This window comes from Streptomyces sp. NBC_00988, from assembly GCF_045162645.1.
Classification (GTDB): Bacteria; Actinomycetota; Actinomycetes; order Streptomycetales; family Streptomycetaceae; genus Streptomyces.
On record NZ_CP108730.1, the window covers coordinates 6,433,620 to 6,449,420 of the forward strand.

At 70.8% G+C, this 15,801-nt stretch carries 13 protein-coding genes; 7 read left to right on the plus strand and 6 right to left on the minus strand.

The window, feature by feature from the left end:
* Positions 1-3 precede the first annotated feature (3 nt).
* The 4 genes from aspS (at position 4) to OG496_RS29525 (ending at position 4,058) form a co-directional block, all read left to right on the plus strand.
* Positions 4-1,767, plus strand: a complete 1,764-nt coding sequence (aspS, locus tag OG496_RS29510) for an aspartate--tRNA ligase (protein WP_405973031.1) — start codon at positions 4-6, stop codon at positions 1,765-1,767.
* Positions 1,768-1,913: 146 nt separating this feature from the next.
* Positions 1,914-2,882, plus strand: coding sequence for an intradiol ring-cleavage dioxygenase (locus tag OG496_RS29515; protein WP_405976728.1), 969 nt, complete (start codon positions 1,914-1,916; stop codon positions 2,880-2,882).
* 185 nt (positions 2,883-3,067) lie between these two features.
* Positions 3,068-3,442 carry a hypothetical protein gene (locus OG496_RS29520; RefSeq protein ID WP_366494693.1) on the plus strand — a complete coding sequence of 125 codons (375 nt, stop codon included), beginning with the start codon at positions 3,068-3,070 and terminating at the stop codon, positions 3,440-3,442.
* Positions 3,443-3,584: 142 nt separating this feature from the next.
* Complete coding sequence (locus OG496_RS29525) at positions 3,585-4,058, plus strand: carboxymuconolactone decarboxylase family protein (protein WP_405973032.1); 474 nt, start codon at positions 3,585-3,587, stop codon at positions 4,056-4,058.
* Here OG496_RS29525 and OG496_RS29530 read toward each other — a convergent pair.
* Positions 4,046-5,215: a PucR family transcriptional regulator gene (locus OG496_RS29530; RefSeq protein WP_405973033.1), complete on the minus strand. Its 1,170-nt coding sequence runs from the start codon at positions 5,213-5,215 to the stop codon at positions 4,046-4,048. The genes OG496_RS29525 and OG496_RS29530 overlap by 13 nt on opposite strands.
* A gap of 183 nt (positions 5,216-5,398) precedes the next feature.
* Between OG496_RS29530 and OG496_RS29535 the strand changes: the two genes are divergently transcribed.
* The gene (locus OG496_RS29535) at positions 5,399-6,127 is read left to right on the plus strand and encodes a DUF4142 domain-containing protein (RefSeq protein WP_366494915.1); all 729 of its coding nucleotides are present in this window, start codon (positions 5,399-5,401) and stop codon (positions 6,125-6,127) included.
* A gap of 5 nt (positions 6,128-6,132) precedes the next feature.
* Here OG496_RS29535 and OG496_RS29540 read toward each other — a convergent pair whose 3' ends face one another.
* A complete protein-coding gene (locus OG496_RS29540; protein WP_405973034.1) occupies positions 6,133-7,794 on the minus strand; it encodes a glycoside hydrolase family 13 protein in 1,662 nt (553 codons plus the stop codon).
* 159 nt (positions 7,795-7,953) lie between these two features.
* Between OG496_RS29540 and OG496_RS29545 the strand changes: the two genes are divergently transcribed.
* Entirely contained in the window at positions 7,954-8,892 is a 939-nt protein-coding gene (locus OG496_RS29545) for an LAETG motif-containing sortase-dependent surface protein (protein ID WP_405973035.1), read from the plus strand.
* Positions 8,893-9,010: 118 nt separating this feature from the next.
* Here OG496_RS29545 and OG496_RS29550 read toward each other — a convergent pair whose 3' ends face one another.
* The 3 genes from OG496_RS29550 to thrS all read right to left on the minus strand — a co-directional run bounded on the left by OG496_RS29550 (position 9,011) and on the right by thrS (position 12,483).
* Positions 9,011-10,075, minus strand: a complete 1,065-nt coding sequence (locus OG496_RS29550; RefSeq protein WP_366494688.1) for an aldo/keto reductase — start codon at positions 10,073-10,075, stop codon at positions 9,011-9,013.
* A 108-nt stretch (positions 10,076-10,183) separates the two neighbouring features.
* Complete coding sequence (locus OG496_RS29555; RefSeq protein WP_405973036.1) at positions 10,184-11,155, minus strand: nucleoside hydrolase; 972 nt, start codon at positions 11,153-11,155, stop codon at positions 10,184-10,186.
* Between the two features lie 92 nt (positions 11,156-11,247).
* Positions 11,248-12,483, minus strand: a complete 1,236-nt coding sequence (thrS, locus tag OG496_RS29560) for a threonine--tRNA ligase (protein ID WP_405976729.1) — start codon at positions 12,481-12,483, stop codon at positions 11,248-11,250.
* 373 nt (positions 12,484-12,856) lie between these two features.
* Here thrS and OG496_RS29565 point away from each other — a divergent pair, with 373 nt between their 5' ends.
* Complete coding sequence (locus tag OG496_RS29565; protein WP_405973037.1) at positions 12,857-13,639, plus strand: hypothetical protein; 783 nt, start codon at positions 12,857-12,859, stop codon at positions 13,637-13,639.
* On the opposite strand, the gene OG496_RS29570 is transcribed toward OG496_RS29565, so the two are convergent.
* On the minus strand, positions 13,636-15,675 hold the full coding sequence (locus OG496_RS29570) for a TerD family protein (RefSeq protein ID WP_405976730.1): 2,040 nt from the start codon (positions 15,673-15,675) through the stop codon (positions 13,636-13,638). The genes OG496_RS29565 and OG496_RS29570 overlap by 4 nt on opposite strands.
* Between the last annotated feature and the right edge of the window lie 126 nt (positions 15,676-15,801).

Sequence of the window (15,801 nt, forward strand, 5' to 3'; positions counted from 1 at the left end):
ACGATGCATCGGTACAGGTCCCACACCTGCGGCGAGCTCCGCGCCTCTGACGTCGGCACCGACGTCCGGCTGAGCGGCTGGCTGCACAATCGCCGAGACCTGGGCGGCATCCTCTTCATCGATCTGCGCGATCACTACGGCATCACGCAGCTCGTCGCCCGCCCCGGCACGCCCGCGTACGAGGCCCTCGACAAGGTGACCAAGGAGTCGACGGTCCGCGTCGACGGCAAGGTCGTCTCCCGCGGCACGGACAACGTGAACCCGGATCTGCCGACCGGTGAGGTCGAGGTCGAGGTCGGCGAGGTCGAGCTGCTCGGTGCCGCCGCCCCGCTGCCCTTCACGATCAACACCGAGGACGGGGTCAACGAGGAGCGGCGCCTGGAGTACCGCTTCCTGGACCTGCGCCGCGAGCGCATGCACCGCAACATCATGCTGCGGTCCTCCGTGATCGCCTCGATCCGCTCGAAGATGGTCGCCCTCGGCTTCAACGAGATGGCCACCCCGATCCTGTCCGCGACCTCCCCCGAGGGCGCGCGCGACTTCGTGGTCCCGTCCCGGCTGAACCCGGGCAAGTTCTACGCCCTGCCGCAGGCGCCGCAGCAGTTCAAGCAGCTGCTGATGATCTCCGGCTTCGACCGCTACTTCCAGATCGCGCCCTGCTTCCGTGACGAGGACGCCCGCGCGGACCGCTCGCCGGGCGAGTTCTACCAGCTCGACGTCGAGATGAGCTTCGTGGAGCAGGAAGACGTCTTCCAGCCGATCGAGAAGCTGATGACGGAGCTGTTCGAGGAGTTCGGTGGCGGCCAGCCGGTCACCTCCCCCTTCCCGCGCATCCCGTTCCGCGAGTCGATGGTGAAGTACGGCTCCGACAAGCCGGACCTGCGCGCGAAGCTCGAACTCACCGACATCACGGACGTGTTCGCGGGCTCGGAGTTCAAGGCGTTCGCCGGCCAGCACGTCCGCGCGCTGCCGGTGCCGGACGTGGCGGGGCAGTCCCGGAAGTTCTTCGACCAGCTCGGCGACTTCGCGGTCACCCTCGGCGCGAAGGGCCTGGCCTGGGTTCGCGTGACCGAGGACGGCTCGCTTACGGGCCCGATCGCGAAGTTCCTCACGGAGGAGAACATCGCGGAGCTGACGAAGCGCCTGTCGCTGGCCCCCGGCCACGCGGTGTTCTTCGGCGCGGGCGAGTTCGAAGAGGTCTCGAAGATCATGGGCGCGGTCCGTGTCGAGGCCGCCAAGCGCGCGGGTCACTTCGAGGAAGGCGTCTTCCGCTTCTGCTGGATCGTCGACTTCCCGATGTACGAGAAGGACGAGGAGACCGGGAAGATCGACTTCTCGCACAACCCGTTCTCGATGCCGCAGGGCGGTCTGGAGGCCCTGGAGACCCAGGACCCGCTGGACATCCTGGGCTGGCAGTACGACATCGTCTGCAACGGCGTGGAGCTGTCCTCCGGCGCGATCCGGAACCACGAGCCCGACATCATGCTCAAGGCCTTCGAGATCGCGGGCTACGACCGTGACACCGTCGAGGAGCAGTTCGCCGGCATGCTGCGCGCGTTCCGCTTCGGCGCCCCGCCGCACGGCGGGATCGCCCCCGGCGTCGACCGCATCGTCATGCTGCTCGCGGAGGAGCCGAACATCCGCGAGACGATCGCGTTCCCGCTCAACGGCAACGCCCAGGACCTGATGATGGGCGCGCCGACGGAGCTGGACGAGACGCGGCTGCGCGAGCTGCACCTGTCGGTGCGGAAGCCGCAGCCGAAGTAGGAGACATCTGGCGGGAGTTGGGGCTCGGAACCGGCATCGGTTTCGAGCCCTTTCGCTTGCGCACAGGATTCACAGCGTATTCTCATGTTCATGTCATGGCGGGCGCCCCTAGCGTCCCCGGCATGACGGATTCCCGAGTACCCCCCATGGATTCTCAACCCCCCACGGACTCCGAAGTCCCGGAAGACAAGGGCCAGTTGGCACGCCGTACGGTCCTGGTGGCCGGCGGGGTGGCCGTGACGGCGGTGGGCGCCGCCGGAGCGCTGTCGGCGAGCGCCTCGGCGCAGGAGAACGCTCCGCGTCCGCACCCGCCGAAGGCGACCGCCTCGGGGGAGGCGTGCTACACGCTCACCTCGGAGCTGACCGAGGGCCCGTACTACATCGACGCCGACAAGATCCGCCGCGATGTGACCGAGGACCAGGAGGGCATCCCCCTCACCCTCGACCTCAAGGTGATCGACGCGGACACCTGCAGACCGCTGCGCAACGCGGCCGTGGACATCTGGCACTGCAACGCGACGGGCATCTACTCCGGCTACGAGTCGAGCAGCGGTGGCGGTGGCGGCCCCGCCCCCACCGGCGCACCGCCCTCCGGCACCCCGACCGGTGGTCCTCCGCCCGGTGGCGGCGGAGGCCACCAGGAACCGACCGACGACGACCGCTTCCTGCGCGGCACCTGGCACACCGACCGCAACGGCCACGTCACCTTCAAGACGGTCTTCCCCGGCTGGTACCAGGGCCGCTGCGTCCACATCCACGTCAAGGTCCACGTCGACGGCAAGTGGACCGACGCGGGCTACGAGGGTGGCCACACCTGCCACACGGGCCAGCTCTTCTTCGACGAGAAGTCGGTCATCGCGACGTCGGTCCTGGAGCCGTACGTCTCGAACACGGCGACCCGCACGACGCTCACCGAGGACGGGATCTACCCCCAGAACGGCCACGAGGGCGGCCTGCTGTACCTCCAGTACGACAGGCGGCGCATCGGGCGGGGCGTGCGGGGCCGGCTGACGCTGGGGGTGGCGCCGGACGAGACGAACGACGGGGAGGGCGGCGGAGGCCCGGGCGGCCCGGGCCCGTCGGCTTCCGCGTCGCCGTCGGCCTCGGCGAGCTGACCTGACGGACGCACGGCCTCATCCCGGCCCCGTACGCCTCCCGCACCCCTTCCGGCTCACCGCCATGGAAACCTCGCAGCCGACGCACAGGAATATCGATGTGCCCGCACAGAGGCAGGGCGTGTCATGGACGCACGGGGTCGGATCCGCCCGGCCCGTGACCATGTGAAGGCCTGGAGGAAGCGATGGGATACGTCGTGCTGCTCGCACTGCTGTTGATCGCCGGGGCGGCGTTCGCCGTCGTCGTACAGCATCGCTCGCGCCGGGCGCGCGGCGACTCCGACCTGTCCGGCCTGGACGCGGAGGTCGAGGCCAGCGGCTGGGTCCTCCGCCTCGGCGCGAGCCTGTCGGTCCCCGAGGCGAGAATCTGGGCCGGAGCCGGCGAAACGGCGACCCAAGCCCTGACCGACGCCGCCGAGTGCCACCGAGCCGCCGGCGCCCGACTGTCCGCGGCCCACACGGCGGACGAGTACGCGGAGGCGACCCGGGTGGCCAAGGAGGGCCTCGCCCATATCGCCACGGCACGGGCCGCGCTGGGGGTGGCCGCCGTAGCGGCGTAGGCGATCGGCTGTGGTGCTGCACCGGTGGCGTCTGCGGGGTCGGAGCGAGACCCGGGTCACATCCAAGGCCTGTCACATTCCTGCCGGGTCGTTCCGTCAGAGCTGTGTAAGCAGCAGCCACGACAGAACAGAGGAGCCCACCATGGGTGCCCGACTGAACGCCTTCGCCAGTCCTCTCGCCGGTAAGGCCCTGAAGCACTTCGTCGCCGCGGGCAAGGTCATCGAGGACTCGCCGTTGCCCCGTGCGACGCAGGAACTCGTGAAGATCCGGGCGAGCCAGATCAACGGGTGCGGGTTCTGCACCGACATGCACACCAAGGACGCGGCCGCCGCGGGTGAGACGGCGGTGCGGCTCCATCTCGTCGCCGCGTGGCGTGAGGCGACCGTGTTCAGCGACGCGGAGCGCGCCGCGCTGGAGCTGGCCGAGGAAGGGACCCGGATCGCGGACGCGGCCGGCGGTGTCCCGGACGAGGTGTGGCAGAACGCCGCCAAGCACTACGACGACGAGCAGCTCATGGCGCTCGTCTCGCTGATCGCCCTCATCAACAGTTTCAACCGGATGAACGTCATGCTCACGATGCCCGCCGGCGACTACCAGCCCGGTCAGCTCGCCTGACGCGAGCCGAGCAGCAGCGCCGCCAACGCCAGTGCCGCATCCCGGGGTGTGCCCAGGTCCAGGCCGGTCAGTTCGGTGATGCGGGCCAGCCGGTAGTCCACCGAGTTGGGGTGGAGGCCGAGGACCCGGGCCGTGGCTCTGCGGTCCTGGCGTTGTTCCAGGTGGGTGCGGAGGGTGGCCGTCAGGTCCGGGCGGTCGGCGAGGGGATCGAGGAGTGCCGCGATGCGGGCGCTGCCCGCGCTGGGGCGGGACAGGTGGTACTCCAGGAGTACGTCGTCCAAGTGGTGCGGGCCGGGCGCGTGGCCGCAGGCCCTCGCCACCCGCACGATCTCCTCGCCCACCCGCGCCGCGTCCGGGATGTCCTCGGCCCCCGAGGCGACCGTCGCGGCCAGCCGGAGTCCCGGGCCCGCCGCCTCCCGCAGTACGGCCGTCGCCGCGTCCGGCAACTCCGTACGGCCCGGTACGAGCGCGTGGCCGCCGGTGCCGTCCAGCAGCGCCGGTACCTCCGTGCCGAACAGCCGGTCCAGGGCCGTCTGCACCCGGCGCACGAGCCGCCGTACCGCGACACCGCCGGACTGCCGGGGCGCGAACCGCAGGTGTACGACCAGGACCGGACCCTCCCAGCCCTCGGCCTTCCGCGTCCCCTCCAGCAACGCCCTTGCCAGCGACCGGCGTTGCTCACCGCGCTCGGCCGCGATGGCCGCCTGTTCGTCGAGGTAGCTCTCGGTCACCGCGGCGATGACACGGCCCTGCGCGGCGATGAGGGCGCCGCAGAGTTCGGTCAGCGCGCTCTCCTCGCCGGGGCGGGCCGCGTCGGTGAGGGCCTGCCAGAGGACGTGGGCGCCGGATGTGTAGGTGCCCAGGAGGAGTTGGAGGGGCATGCCCTCGTCGGCGCGTTGGTGAGCACGGTCCTGGAAGTAGCGCAGGCCCCCGTCCGCCGTGGGGCGGAGGACCTCGCCGCCGGCCGCGGTCCGCAGGAACTGGCGCAGACCCTGCCGGGCCGTCGCCGTGATCTCCACGTCCCTTACGTCGACGGGCAGTTCCGCGTACCCGTGCAGATCCTCGAAGACGGTGCGGGTCATGCGCCGGGCCAGCTCGTTCACCCTCGGTTCGCAGCGGGCGGCGAGCGAACGGGCGGCCGGAGAAAGGGAGTCCACCCTTCGCAACCTATCCGGAGGCACCACCCGCCACTTGTGACGCGCCCCACTCGGGCTTTACCAAAACCAAAGACTTCGCGCGCTTCCCCGATCCGTACTTCTGACTGTCCGTACCGCCGACGGGCGGTCCATGACACAGGAGGTACGGTGCGCTTTTCGCGGAACGCGACGGGAACGATGGTTGTGGGCGGTGCCCTCAGCCTGACCCTCGTCGCACTGGCCTATCCGGCGATGCTGGGTGTGACCACGGTTTCCAGCTCGGCCACGCGCGTGATCGCCAACACGCAGTGGGGGCCGCTGACCGAGGCCGACCGGGACTTCGTGGTCAAGGTGCGCGCGGCGGGGCTGTGGGAGTACCCCGTCGGCCAGATAGGCCTGAAGAAGGGGGCGAGCCCGGCGGTCATCACCGCGAGCAAGCACCTGATCGACGGGCACGCGGCGCTGGACTCGACCGTCCGCAAGATCGCGCCGATGCTCAACATCACGATCCCGAACCAGCCCAGCCCGCAGCAGCAGGGGTTCATCAACACCCTGAACGGCGACAGCGGCAAGCAGTTCGACACGGACTTCGCCAACATCCTGCGCGTCACGCACGGTTCGATCTTCAACACGATCGCGAAGATCCGCTCCACGACCGAGAACACCCTCGTGCGGATCCTCGCCAACCAGGCCAACGCCACGGTCCTGGACCACATCACGGTGATGGAGGAGACCGGCCTGGTCAACTTCAGCCAGGTCCTCTTCCAGGAGACGACCCCGCCGAAGCTGCCCGCCGTGGACCTGACCCCGCCGCCCCCGGCCGCGGGCCAGCCGGAGGTGGTGCTCACCCCGCCGGTGAACAGCACCACCCAGCCGCCGGTCCTGCCGGGCGAGGCGTCACCCAGCGCCAGCCAGACCCCGACCGTGGGGTGAACCCGCTACAACCCCAGCCACACGGTCGTGTCCGGCGCCAACAGTGCCAACCGCCCCTCGCCCGCCGCCGGTTCGCTGCTCAGCAGCACCTCCCCCGGCGGCAGGGCGACCGGCACGTCCGACAGGTTGGTGACACACCGCCAGCCGTCGGAGCGCGCGAAGCGCAGCACCCCGGGCGGGCTGTCCGCGGCCCAGGTCAGGGACTCCCCTTCGAGCAGCTTGCGGCGCAGCCGCAACGCCGTGCGGTAGAGCTCCAGGGTCGAGCCCTCGGTCCCGTCCTGTGCCTCGACGGCGTACGACGCGAAGCTCGCCGGCTGCGGCAGCCACGCGGGCCCCGCCCCGAAGCCGTACGACGGACCGGCCGAGGTCCACGGCAGGGGGACCCGGCAGCCGTCGCGGCCCTTGTGGGTGTGGCCCTGCTGTTCCCAGATGGGGTCCTGGAGGACCTCGACGGGCAGGTCGGCGACCTCGGGCAGACCGAGTTCCTCGCCCTGGTAGACGTACGACGAGCCGGGCAGCGCCAGCATCAGCAGGGTCGCGGCGCGGGCGCGGCGCAGGCCCGCCGCCGTGTCGACGGGTGGCGTGCGGCCGTTCGACAGGAGCCAGGTGTTGGGGTCGGTGCCCGGTGGGAGCATCAGGCGCGAGGCGTGGCGTACGACGTCGTGGTTGGACAGCACCCAGGTGGCCGAGGCGCCTGCCGCGCGGGCCGTGGCGAGCGAGCCGGTGATCACCTCGCGGAGTTCGGCCGCGTCCCAACCCGCCTCCAGGTACTCGAAGTTGAAGGCCTGGCCGAGTTCGTCCGGGCGCGCGTACAGGGCGCGGCGGGCGGCCGGTACCCAGGCCTCGGCGACCGCCATGCGGGGCGGGGTGTAGGTGTCGAGGACCGTACGCCGCCAGTCGCGGTAGATCGCGTGGACCTCGTCACGGTCGTAGTAGGGGTGGCTGCCCGGCGGGATCGAGTCGAGGACGTCCTCGGAGTTCGCCGCGATGGGGCCCACGTCGCGGAGCGGCTCGGTGAGGTCCTTGGCGAGCGCGTGGGCGACGTCGACGCGGAAGCCGTCGACGCCCCGGTCGGACCAGAAGCGGAGCGTGGTGCGGAAGTCCTCCCGCACCTCCTCGTTGTCCCAGTTCAGGTCGGGCTGTTCGGGCGTGAAGAGGTGCAAGTACCACTGTCCGTCGGGGAGTTGCCGCCACGCGCTGCCGCCGAAGACCGACGGCCAGTCGGTGGGCGGGAGTTGACCGTCCTCCCCGCGTCCGTCCCGGAACACGTAGCGGTCGCGGGCGGCGGAACCGGGCGGGGCGGCGAGCGCCTCCTGGAACCAACTGTGCAGCCGGGAGGTGTGGTTGGGCACGATGTCGACCATGACCTTCAGGCCAAGACGGTGGGCCTCGGCGACCATCGCGTCGAAGTCGTCGAGCGTGCCCAGGCGCGGGTCCACGTCGCGGTAGTCGGCGACGTCGTAGCCGCCGTCGGCGAGTTCGGACGGGTAGAACGGGCTGAGCCAGAGCGCGTCGACGCCCAGCGCGGCGAGATGGCCGAGGCGCTGGGTGATGCCCTTGAGGTCCCCGAGCCCGTCACCGTCGGCGTCGGCGAAACTGCGCGGGTAGACCTGGTAGACGACGGCTTGCCGCCACCAGTCCGGGTCACGGGAGGACAGGCCGGTCACGTGGTCTCCTTATGAATTCCCGCTGCGCTGACGGAAGTTGACAGTCAACTTCCGGTGGACCCACGATGTGCACACGCTGTGGCGCATGTGACCAATGGGCCCGGTGTTTCCTTCGCTGCTCAGCTCCTCCACTCCTTGCCAGGCCAAGATGGGATAAGTATGTCCATAGCGAGTCGTGTCACCGTGCGTCGCCTGTTGGGGACAGGCGCCGCCTCCCTCGCCCTCGCCGCGGCGTCCGTCGGGGCGGCGTCCGGGGCCTGGGCCCACGGCGGTGGCGGTGACGGCTGGGAGTCCGGGGGCCACTACCGGCCCGGTTCCGGCGCCGGCACGGTCACCGAGACCGAGGGCTGCCAGTTCTCGCTGAACGGCACGGACTTCTTCCCCTCGGTCAAGGTCGACGACCAGAACCTGAAGCCCACCGACGACGGCAAGATCCACATCAAGGTCCGCACCGCCGGTGACGCGTCCACCTGCACCGCCTCGCTCGCCTCGTACATCGCCCACGGCCCGACGTTCGCCACCTCCGGCCAGCAGGTCTTCGTCGACTTCGACACGGTGACCGTGAAGAAGGGCCAGACGGACTCGCTCGACATCGCGGTGCCGGACGAGGGCTGCTTCGCGCAGATCGACCTCTACCGCGGCGCGGTCAAGTTCGACGGCAACCCCGCCGCCGGCGACGGCCTCGTCCACGGCGACCTGCCCAAGGGCCCCGACCACACGGTCATCAAGGACAAGCTGATCGCGGCCTGGAACGGCGGCACGAAGGACTGCACGACCACCGAGTCCCAGCCTCCGACCCCGTCGGCCCCGGCCTCGGTCCCCCCGTCGGTCCCCGAGTCCACCCCGCCGGCCTCGGAGTCCTCGACCCCGACCCCGAGCGCCTCCGAGTCGACCCCGGAGTCCGCCACCCCGACCCCGGCCACCTCCGAGTCCACCACTCCCGCGGCGGCGCCCTCGCCCAACGGCGGTGGCGGCGACCTCGCGGAGACCGGCGGCGGCAGCAACACCGGCGCGCTGGTCGGCGGGGCGGCGGTCCTGCTGGCGGGCGGCGGGGCGATCGTGGTCGCCACGCGACGCAGGCGGGCTTCGCACTCGTAGGAGAACAGAACAGTCGGGGACGCATCCCTGAGGGTTTCCTCAGGGATGCGTCCCCGACTGTCCGCGACCTGGTTGTTCCCCGTGCGGAACATGCCGCGTTTTCTGTTCCGGTCGAACGTCAGGTCCGCTGGAAGGCCGAGGACGTGAGGCCGTTGACGGTGGTGTCGCCCTGCTGGAAACCGATGCCGACCTCGTCCACGAACGGGTGCGGATAGTTGAGAGCAGGGGTCGTCAGCGCGTCCAGTTCGGCGAGGTGGGCGGCCTCCAGGACCACGTCGGCCGAGGCAAGGTTGTCCTCCAGCTGTGCCAGGGTGCGGGCTCCGACGAGGACAGAGGTGACGGGCTGTTGCTGACGCACCCAGGCCAGCGACACCCGGGCCACGGTCGTGCCGAGTTCCTTCGCGATGCGCTCCAGCGCGTCCAGGACGACGAACGTCGCCTCCGTCAGCAGCGGAGCGGCATACCCTGACCGCCCGGAATCCGGATGGTCGGTGGCCGTGCGGGAGTACTTGCCGGACAGGACGCCCGAGGCCAGCGGGCTCCAGGGCGTGATGCCCAGGCCGAACGCCCGGGCGGCGCCGAACTGCTCCCCCTCCACGGTCCGGGCGAGCAGCGAGTACTCCACCTGGAGCGCCGCGACGGACTCCCAGCCGCGCAGCCGGGCGGTCGTGGCGGCCTGGCCGACCCACCAGGCAGGCGTGTTGGACAGGCCGAAGCTGCGGATCTTCCCCGTGCGTACCAGGTCGTTCAGGGTCGAGAGCGTCTCCTCCAGCGGGGTGTGCCGGTCCCACATGTGCATCCAGTACACGTCGACGTACTCGGTGTTCAGGCGCCGCAGCGACGCGTCCAACTGCGTGAGGACGGCCTTGCGCCCTGCACCGCCGGCGTTCGGGTCACCGGGGTTCAAGGTGCCACCGAACTTGGTCGCGAGCACGATGCGGTCGCGCACGCCGGGACGTTGGGCGAAATACGCGCCCAGCGTCGACTCCGACGCCCCGCCGTTGTACTGGTTGGCGGTGTCGACGAAGTTGCCGCCCTCCTCCAGATAGCGGTCGACGATGGCGAAGGACTCCTCGGGCGCGGATCCCCAGCTGCCGTCGTCGAAGGTCATCGTGCCCAGAGCCAGGGGGCTCACCCTCAACCCCGTACGTCCGAGCGTGACGTACGTGCTCAGCTTCGTCATGCCGTGCCATCTCCTCTGCCGTGACCGGTACCGGCGACACATCGCCCAAAGCAGAGTCACCTGGGTGGCGAATCCGAGGAAGGCCGCGCCAGAGGGGGTGCCGCATTCCTAGGAGGGGGAGCCTCCCTCGACCGTCTCCAGCCACAGCTTCACGTACCGCTCCACATCCACGTCCAACCCCACGTCCACCAGGGCCTGTTCGCGAGCTCCGTCGTGGATCTCGGACTCGCCGTGACGCGGACGCCGGTCGACGATCGTCTGGCCGCGGGACGGCCCCGGGGCGAGGGAGACCTCGACCGGCAGAAGGCGGGTGGTGAGGCCGCCCGGGTCGGCGACCGCGCAGACCGCGCCCGCGTCGCCGAGGCCGCCGGTGGGGGTGGGGTCGCCGGACGCGGCCGGGTCGCGGTGGGCGAGGAGGTCGCCGGCGAGCTTCAGCCGGGGCTCCGGACTCTCCCGCAGCCGCTGCACATCGGCGGCCGGAACCTGCACCCGCTCGAACACATCCAATCCGTACATCGTGATCGGCACCCCGGCGGTGAGCAGGATCGCGGCCGCCTCCGGGTCGTGCCACACGTTGAACTCCGCGACCGGCGTGGCGTTCCCGACCGCCACCGCGCCGCCCATGAACACGATCCGCTCGATGTTGTCGGTGACCTCCGGGAACGTACGCAGCAGCAGCGCGATGTTCGTCAGGGGCGCGGTCGGGATGAGGGTGACCGGGCTCGGCGAGGCGAGGATCTCCCGGCGCAGCAGCGTCACCGCGTCCACGTCGACGGGCGTACGGGTGGAGTCGGGCAGCCCCATGTCGCCCATGCCGTCCTGCCCGTGGACGTGCGCCGCCGAACGCGCCGGCTCGATCAGCGGCCGGGCCGCACCCCGCGCGACCGGGATGTCACCGGCGCCGGCGTGGTCCAGGACGATCAGCGTGTTCCGTACGACCTGGTCGACGTCGGTGTTCCCGGCGACGCAGGTGACCGCGCGCAGGTCAAGGCCCGGGTGGCGGACGGCGAACAGCAGCGCCAGGGCGTCGTCGACCCCCGTGTCGCAGTCGATGATCACGGGGATGGGCTGACCGGTCACGTCAGGCTCCTCTCGGGGACGGTTCGGCGGATCAAGGCAGTTCAAGGCGGCTGAGCCAGTTCAAGGCAGTTCAAGGCGGTTCAAGGGTGACCTTACGCATCCGCCCACAGCGCGGTGCCGCGCGCCTCGACCCGGGCGCCGATGCGGTGCAGCAGCTCGGCGGGCGCCAGCGGCTCGATCCGCCGCCCGTCCCGCAGCCGTACGGCGACCAGGTCGGCGGCGGTCTCCCGTTCGCCGATCACCGCCTGGTACGGGACGAGTCGCGCCGCCCGGATACGGGCACCGAGGCTGCCCTGGTCGGGAGCGGCCAACTCGGCGCGCAGGCCCAGGAGTTGGGCCTGGCGGAGGAGGTCGTACGCGGGCCCGGTCTGCGCGTCCGACACCGGCAGGACGACCAGCTGCACCGGCGCCAGCCACGCCGGGAACGCCCCGCCGTGCTCCTCCACCAGGTGCGCCACCGCCCGTTCCACACTCCCGATGACGCTGCGGTGCACCATCACCGGCCGGTGTTTCGCGCCGTCGGCGCCGATGTAGTGCAGGTCGAAACGTTCGGGCTGGTGGAAGTCGATCTGGACGGTGGAGAGGGTGGCCTCGCGCCCGGCCGCGTCCGCGATCTGGACGTCGATCTTCGGGCCGTAGAAGGCGGCTTCGCCCTCGGCGGACTCGTAGACGACGCCGGAGGTGTCCAGGACCTCCTTCAGCATCGCGGTGGCCCGCCGCCAAAGGGCCGGATCCGCAACGTACTTGCCGCCTTCCCCCGGCAGCGAGAGACGGTGGCGGGAGGCGCGGATGCCGAGGTCGGCGTAGGCGCGGGTGATGAGGTCCAGGGCGGTGCGGGCCTCCTCGACGGCCTGGTCCAGGGTGCAGAAGATGTGGGCGTCGTTGAGCTGGATGGCACGGACGCGGGTCAGTCCGCCGAGCACGCCGGAGAGTTCGGAGCGGTACATGCCGCCCAACTCGGCGATGCGGAGGGGTAGTTCGCGGTAACTGTGCGAGCGGGACCGGTAGATGAGGGCGTGATGCGGACAGAGGCTGGGCCGCAGCACGACCTCCTCCGCGCCCAGTTTCATCGGCGGGAACATGTCCTCGCTGTAGTGCGACCAGTGCCCGGAGATCTCGTACAGCTCCCGCTTGCCGAGCACGGGCGAGTACACGTGCCGGTAGCCGGCGGCGCGCTCCAACTCCCTTACGTACTCCTCCAGTTCGTGCCGTACGGTCGCGCCGTCTGGCAGCCAGTACGGCAGGCCCGCGCCCATCAGGGGGTCGGTGTCGAAGAGGCCGAGCTCACGGCCGAGACGGCGGTGGTCGTGCGGGGTTTTCTCGCTCATGGGTTCCTCGCTCATGGGTTCCTCGCTCTACGACGGGCGGGGCGAGGAATCCGGCGACGACAAAGCCCCGGGGCACTCGCCCCGGGGCTTCGACTCGGTTCAGCAGTCAGCGCGCCGGGACAGTCTCCGGCGTCGTCGTCCAGGAGGACGGGAACGGCTTGGCGCGCTTCATGCGGCGGACGCTAGCAGCCGTACGGGGACCTCGGCGATGGATTTTCGGGTGCGGCCGGCCCCCACCGGACCCGCACTCGCCCCACAACCGAAGCACTGGCACTCACCCGGACGGCCCGGCGCGCTGGTGGGCGGGCGCGGGCGATGGTGCCGTTGGGGAACGCACCCCGTGCACGACAGCCCGCCCCAGGAGGGACCCTCGATGACCCGTTCCCCGGCCCGTGTCCTCCTCGTCGCGATACTCGCCGCGGGCGCCCCGCTGACCGCGGCCGGCTGCGCGAACGAGGCCATCCTGCACAAGGTGACGACCGCGCCCTCCCCCTCGGCCGTGCGGACGACCCCCGCCGCCCACGCGTCCCCCGCCGCCGCCCCCGTCCTCACCCCGGCCCAGGCGCAGGCCGCGCTGATCACGGACGCGGACCTGGGCGCCCCCTGGACCCCGACCCAGGGCACGGCGACCTGGCGGGACACGCTGCTGAAGGCGAAGACGACGGCACCCGACTGCCAACGGCTCCTGGACGCCCTCTACGCCGACGAACTCCTCGGCACCCCCGCGACCACCCAGGCAGTGACCACCCTCGACGACACCGACGACGAGGCCCAACTCCGTTACCAGGTGGCCGCGTTCCCCCCGGCGGACGTGAACCGCACCCTGGACTGGCTCCGGTCCCTCCCCCAGAAGTGCGCGGCCTTCACGGCGACGACCACCCGCTCCGGCACCCAGACCGTGACGGTCACGGAGGCCACCCCCCCCACCGTCGGCGACGCCCGCGAGGGCCTCCACCTCACCCTCACCGGCACCACCCCCGAGGGCGACCAGTCCACCCTCACCCTCGACACCGCCGCCGTCCGCATCGGCGACGACACCATCACCGTCACGAACGGCGGCCTGGGGAACGTCCCCGTGGACGCGGCCGGCCAGGCGCTGGAGACCGGGGCGCAGCGGTTGACGGAGGTGCAGAGGCAGGGGCGGGTACAGATCTAGGCGTCGACGGGTCGCCGGGCAGCCCGCGCCGCACGCCCGTCCAGGTGCACCACCACGCTCGCGTGGAAACGGTCCACGGATTCGTCGACGCTGCGGATGAAGCCCGATTCGGCGGTGCCCCGGGTGTTGCCCATGCCCCTGAACAGGGACAACCGGAAGCCGGTGATCTGTGCCCCGTTCTTGGGGAGGATGTCGGCCGGTTCCGGACGCAGGCGTTCCAGCGTGCCGCGCGGCCCGCCCGTCTGCCCCTCCAGGAGGGTCTCGACGTGCAGGTCGGCCGGTGCCTCGGCGAGCCGGCGGACCAGCCGCTTGGCCCAGGTGAGGGGGTAGCCCTGGTCGGGTGCGGCGATCTCGATGGACGTGCGCAGCTTGCCGGTGCGCAGGTCCGCGCAGAGGGCGAGGACACCGGGCGTGCCCTCGATACGGAGTTCGGCGTCGAGCCGTCCGTCGACACAGAGCCGGTCGGCCAACGCGTCCCGTCGCGATGCCGGATCGGTACCGCGCTTGGCACGCTGCACGGGCAGCACCTTCTCGCCCAGCTCGCCGCCGAGCCGTAGACACACCTGCCGGACCAGCCGTTCCCAGCTCTCCACGACCTCCACCGCGCGCGGGTCTCCCTGGCACAGGGTCTCCGCGTCGATCGCGTTGCGGACCGGTACCCAGGAGCGGCCCATGTTCTGGAAGCCGTGGCAGCCGGAGTTCTCGTGCTGGAGGTAGTGCAGCAGTTCCTGGAGCAGCCAGGCGTGCGCCGCGTTGCCGACCCCCTCGTGCCGGATCAACAGCTGTGCCTGGTGGGCGACTTCGGCCCAGGACAGATGCCAGAGGGCCACCTTGTGCTTGCGCCGCCCGTCGAGCTTGACCTCCACGAGCGGGCTGCCCTCCAGCTCCACGTCGTTGGAGAGGGTGATGACCGCCTCGTATCCGCGCCGGGCCGCTATGTCGGCGTAGGCCTGCACCTGGTCCAGCTTGAGCGGGTTGCCGTTCGTCTTCGTCTCGACGAGCGCGGTCCACAGCTTGCCCGCCCGCTCGACCCGGATCACCCCGTCGGGCCGCCGAGGCGACTCACCGTTGGGCAGCGTGACCTCGGTGAACGTCTCCATCCGGCCGACCGGCGCACCGAACGCGGCCGTCAACCGCCGCCCGAACTCCGGCACTTGGGCCATCACCGACAGCAGCACGGAGGTCGCCCGGGTCTCCCGCTCGTGGTCGCTCTTGAGCGCGGAGGCCGGGAAGAGCCCCGCACTCCGCCATGAGTCGTTCTCCGCGAGGGACTTCTTGGCCACCTTCGGCAGGGTGACCTTCTTCTTGGCCGTACGGGGGCGAGCGGGACGGGGCGCGGCCTCAACCCCGGCCTTGGCCTCAGCCTCGGGTACCGACTCGGCCGCCGGGCTCGACGGCTGCGCGGGAATCGCGGATACGGCTTCGCGCGTGCGGACGTCGGTATCGGACTCGGTATCGCCCTCGCCGTCAGACGTGTTCTCCGTGCCCGCGTCGTCGTCGATGTCGACGCCGAAGTCCGTTGCCACGCCCGCCAGTCCGGACTCGTAGCCCTGTCCGATCGCCCGGAACTTCCAGTCCCCGCCCCGCCGGTAGAACTCGCCGAAGAGCAGCGCGCTGACCTCACCCGGATCGTCGATCGAGAAACGCAGCAGGCTCTCGCCGGAGCCGTCGGCCAACGTCAGCCGTAAATCCTGCAGTTCGGAGAAACGGGCGCTCTCATAGCGGCTCGCCGCCACGACGATCTGTTCAACTCCGGCCGGAATAGCGGTCAGATCGAACGTGATCCGGTCCTCGCTGCCGTCCGCCGTCGGCGCCTTGCCGAGCAGCTGGACGCTTCCGTCTGCGGCGACGGGGTTGTTGTAGAAGTAGAAGTCCCCGTCGCTGCGCACTTTTCCGTCCGCGGTGAGCAGCAGCACGGAGACGTCCGCGTCGCCCTCTCCCGTCGGACTGCCCCAGCTCAGGCTCATCATCACCGAGCCGACGTCCTCGCTCAGTGACGTCAGACCGACGTTCCCACCCTTGACCATCTCGTGCATGAGGCCCCCCAGATGCACGGCCGCACAGTACTTCCGGCGGCCCCTGTTTCGTAGCGATGTGTGACGCGCTCCACACCCAGCGCATCAGAGGCACCTTAACGCGCAGGAATCACCCGAACCTCCAGA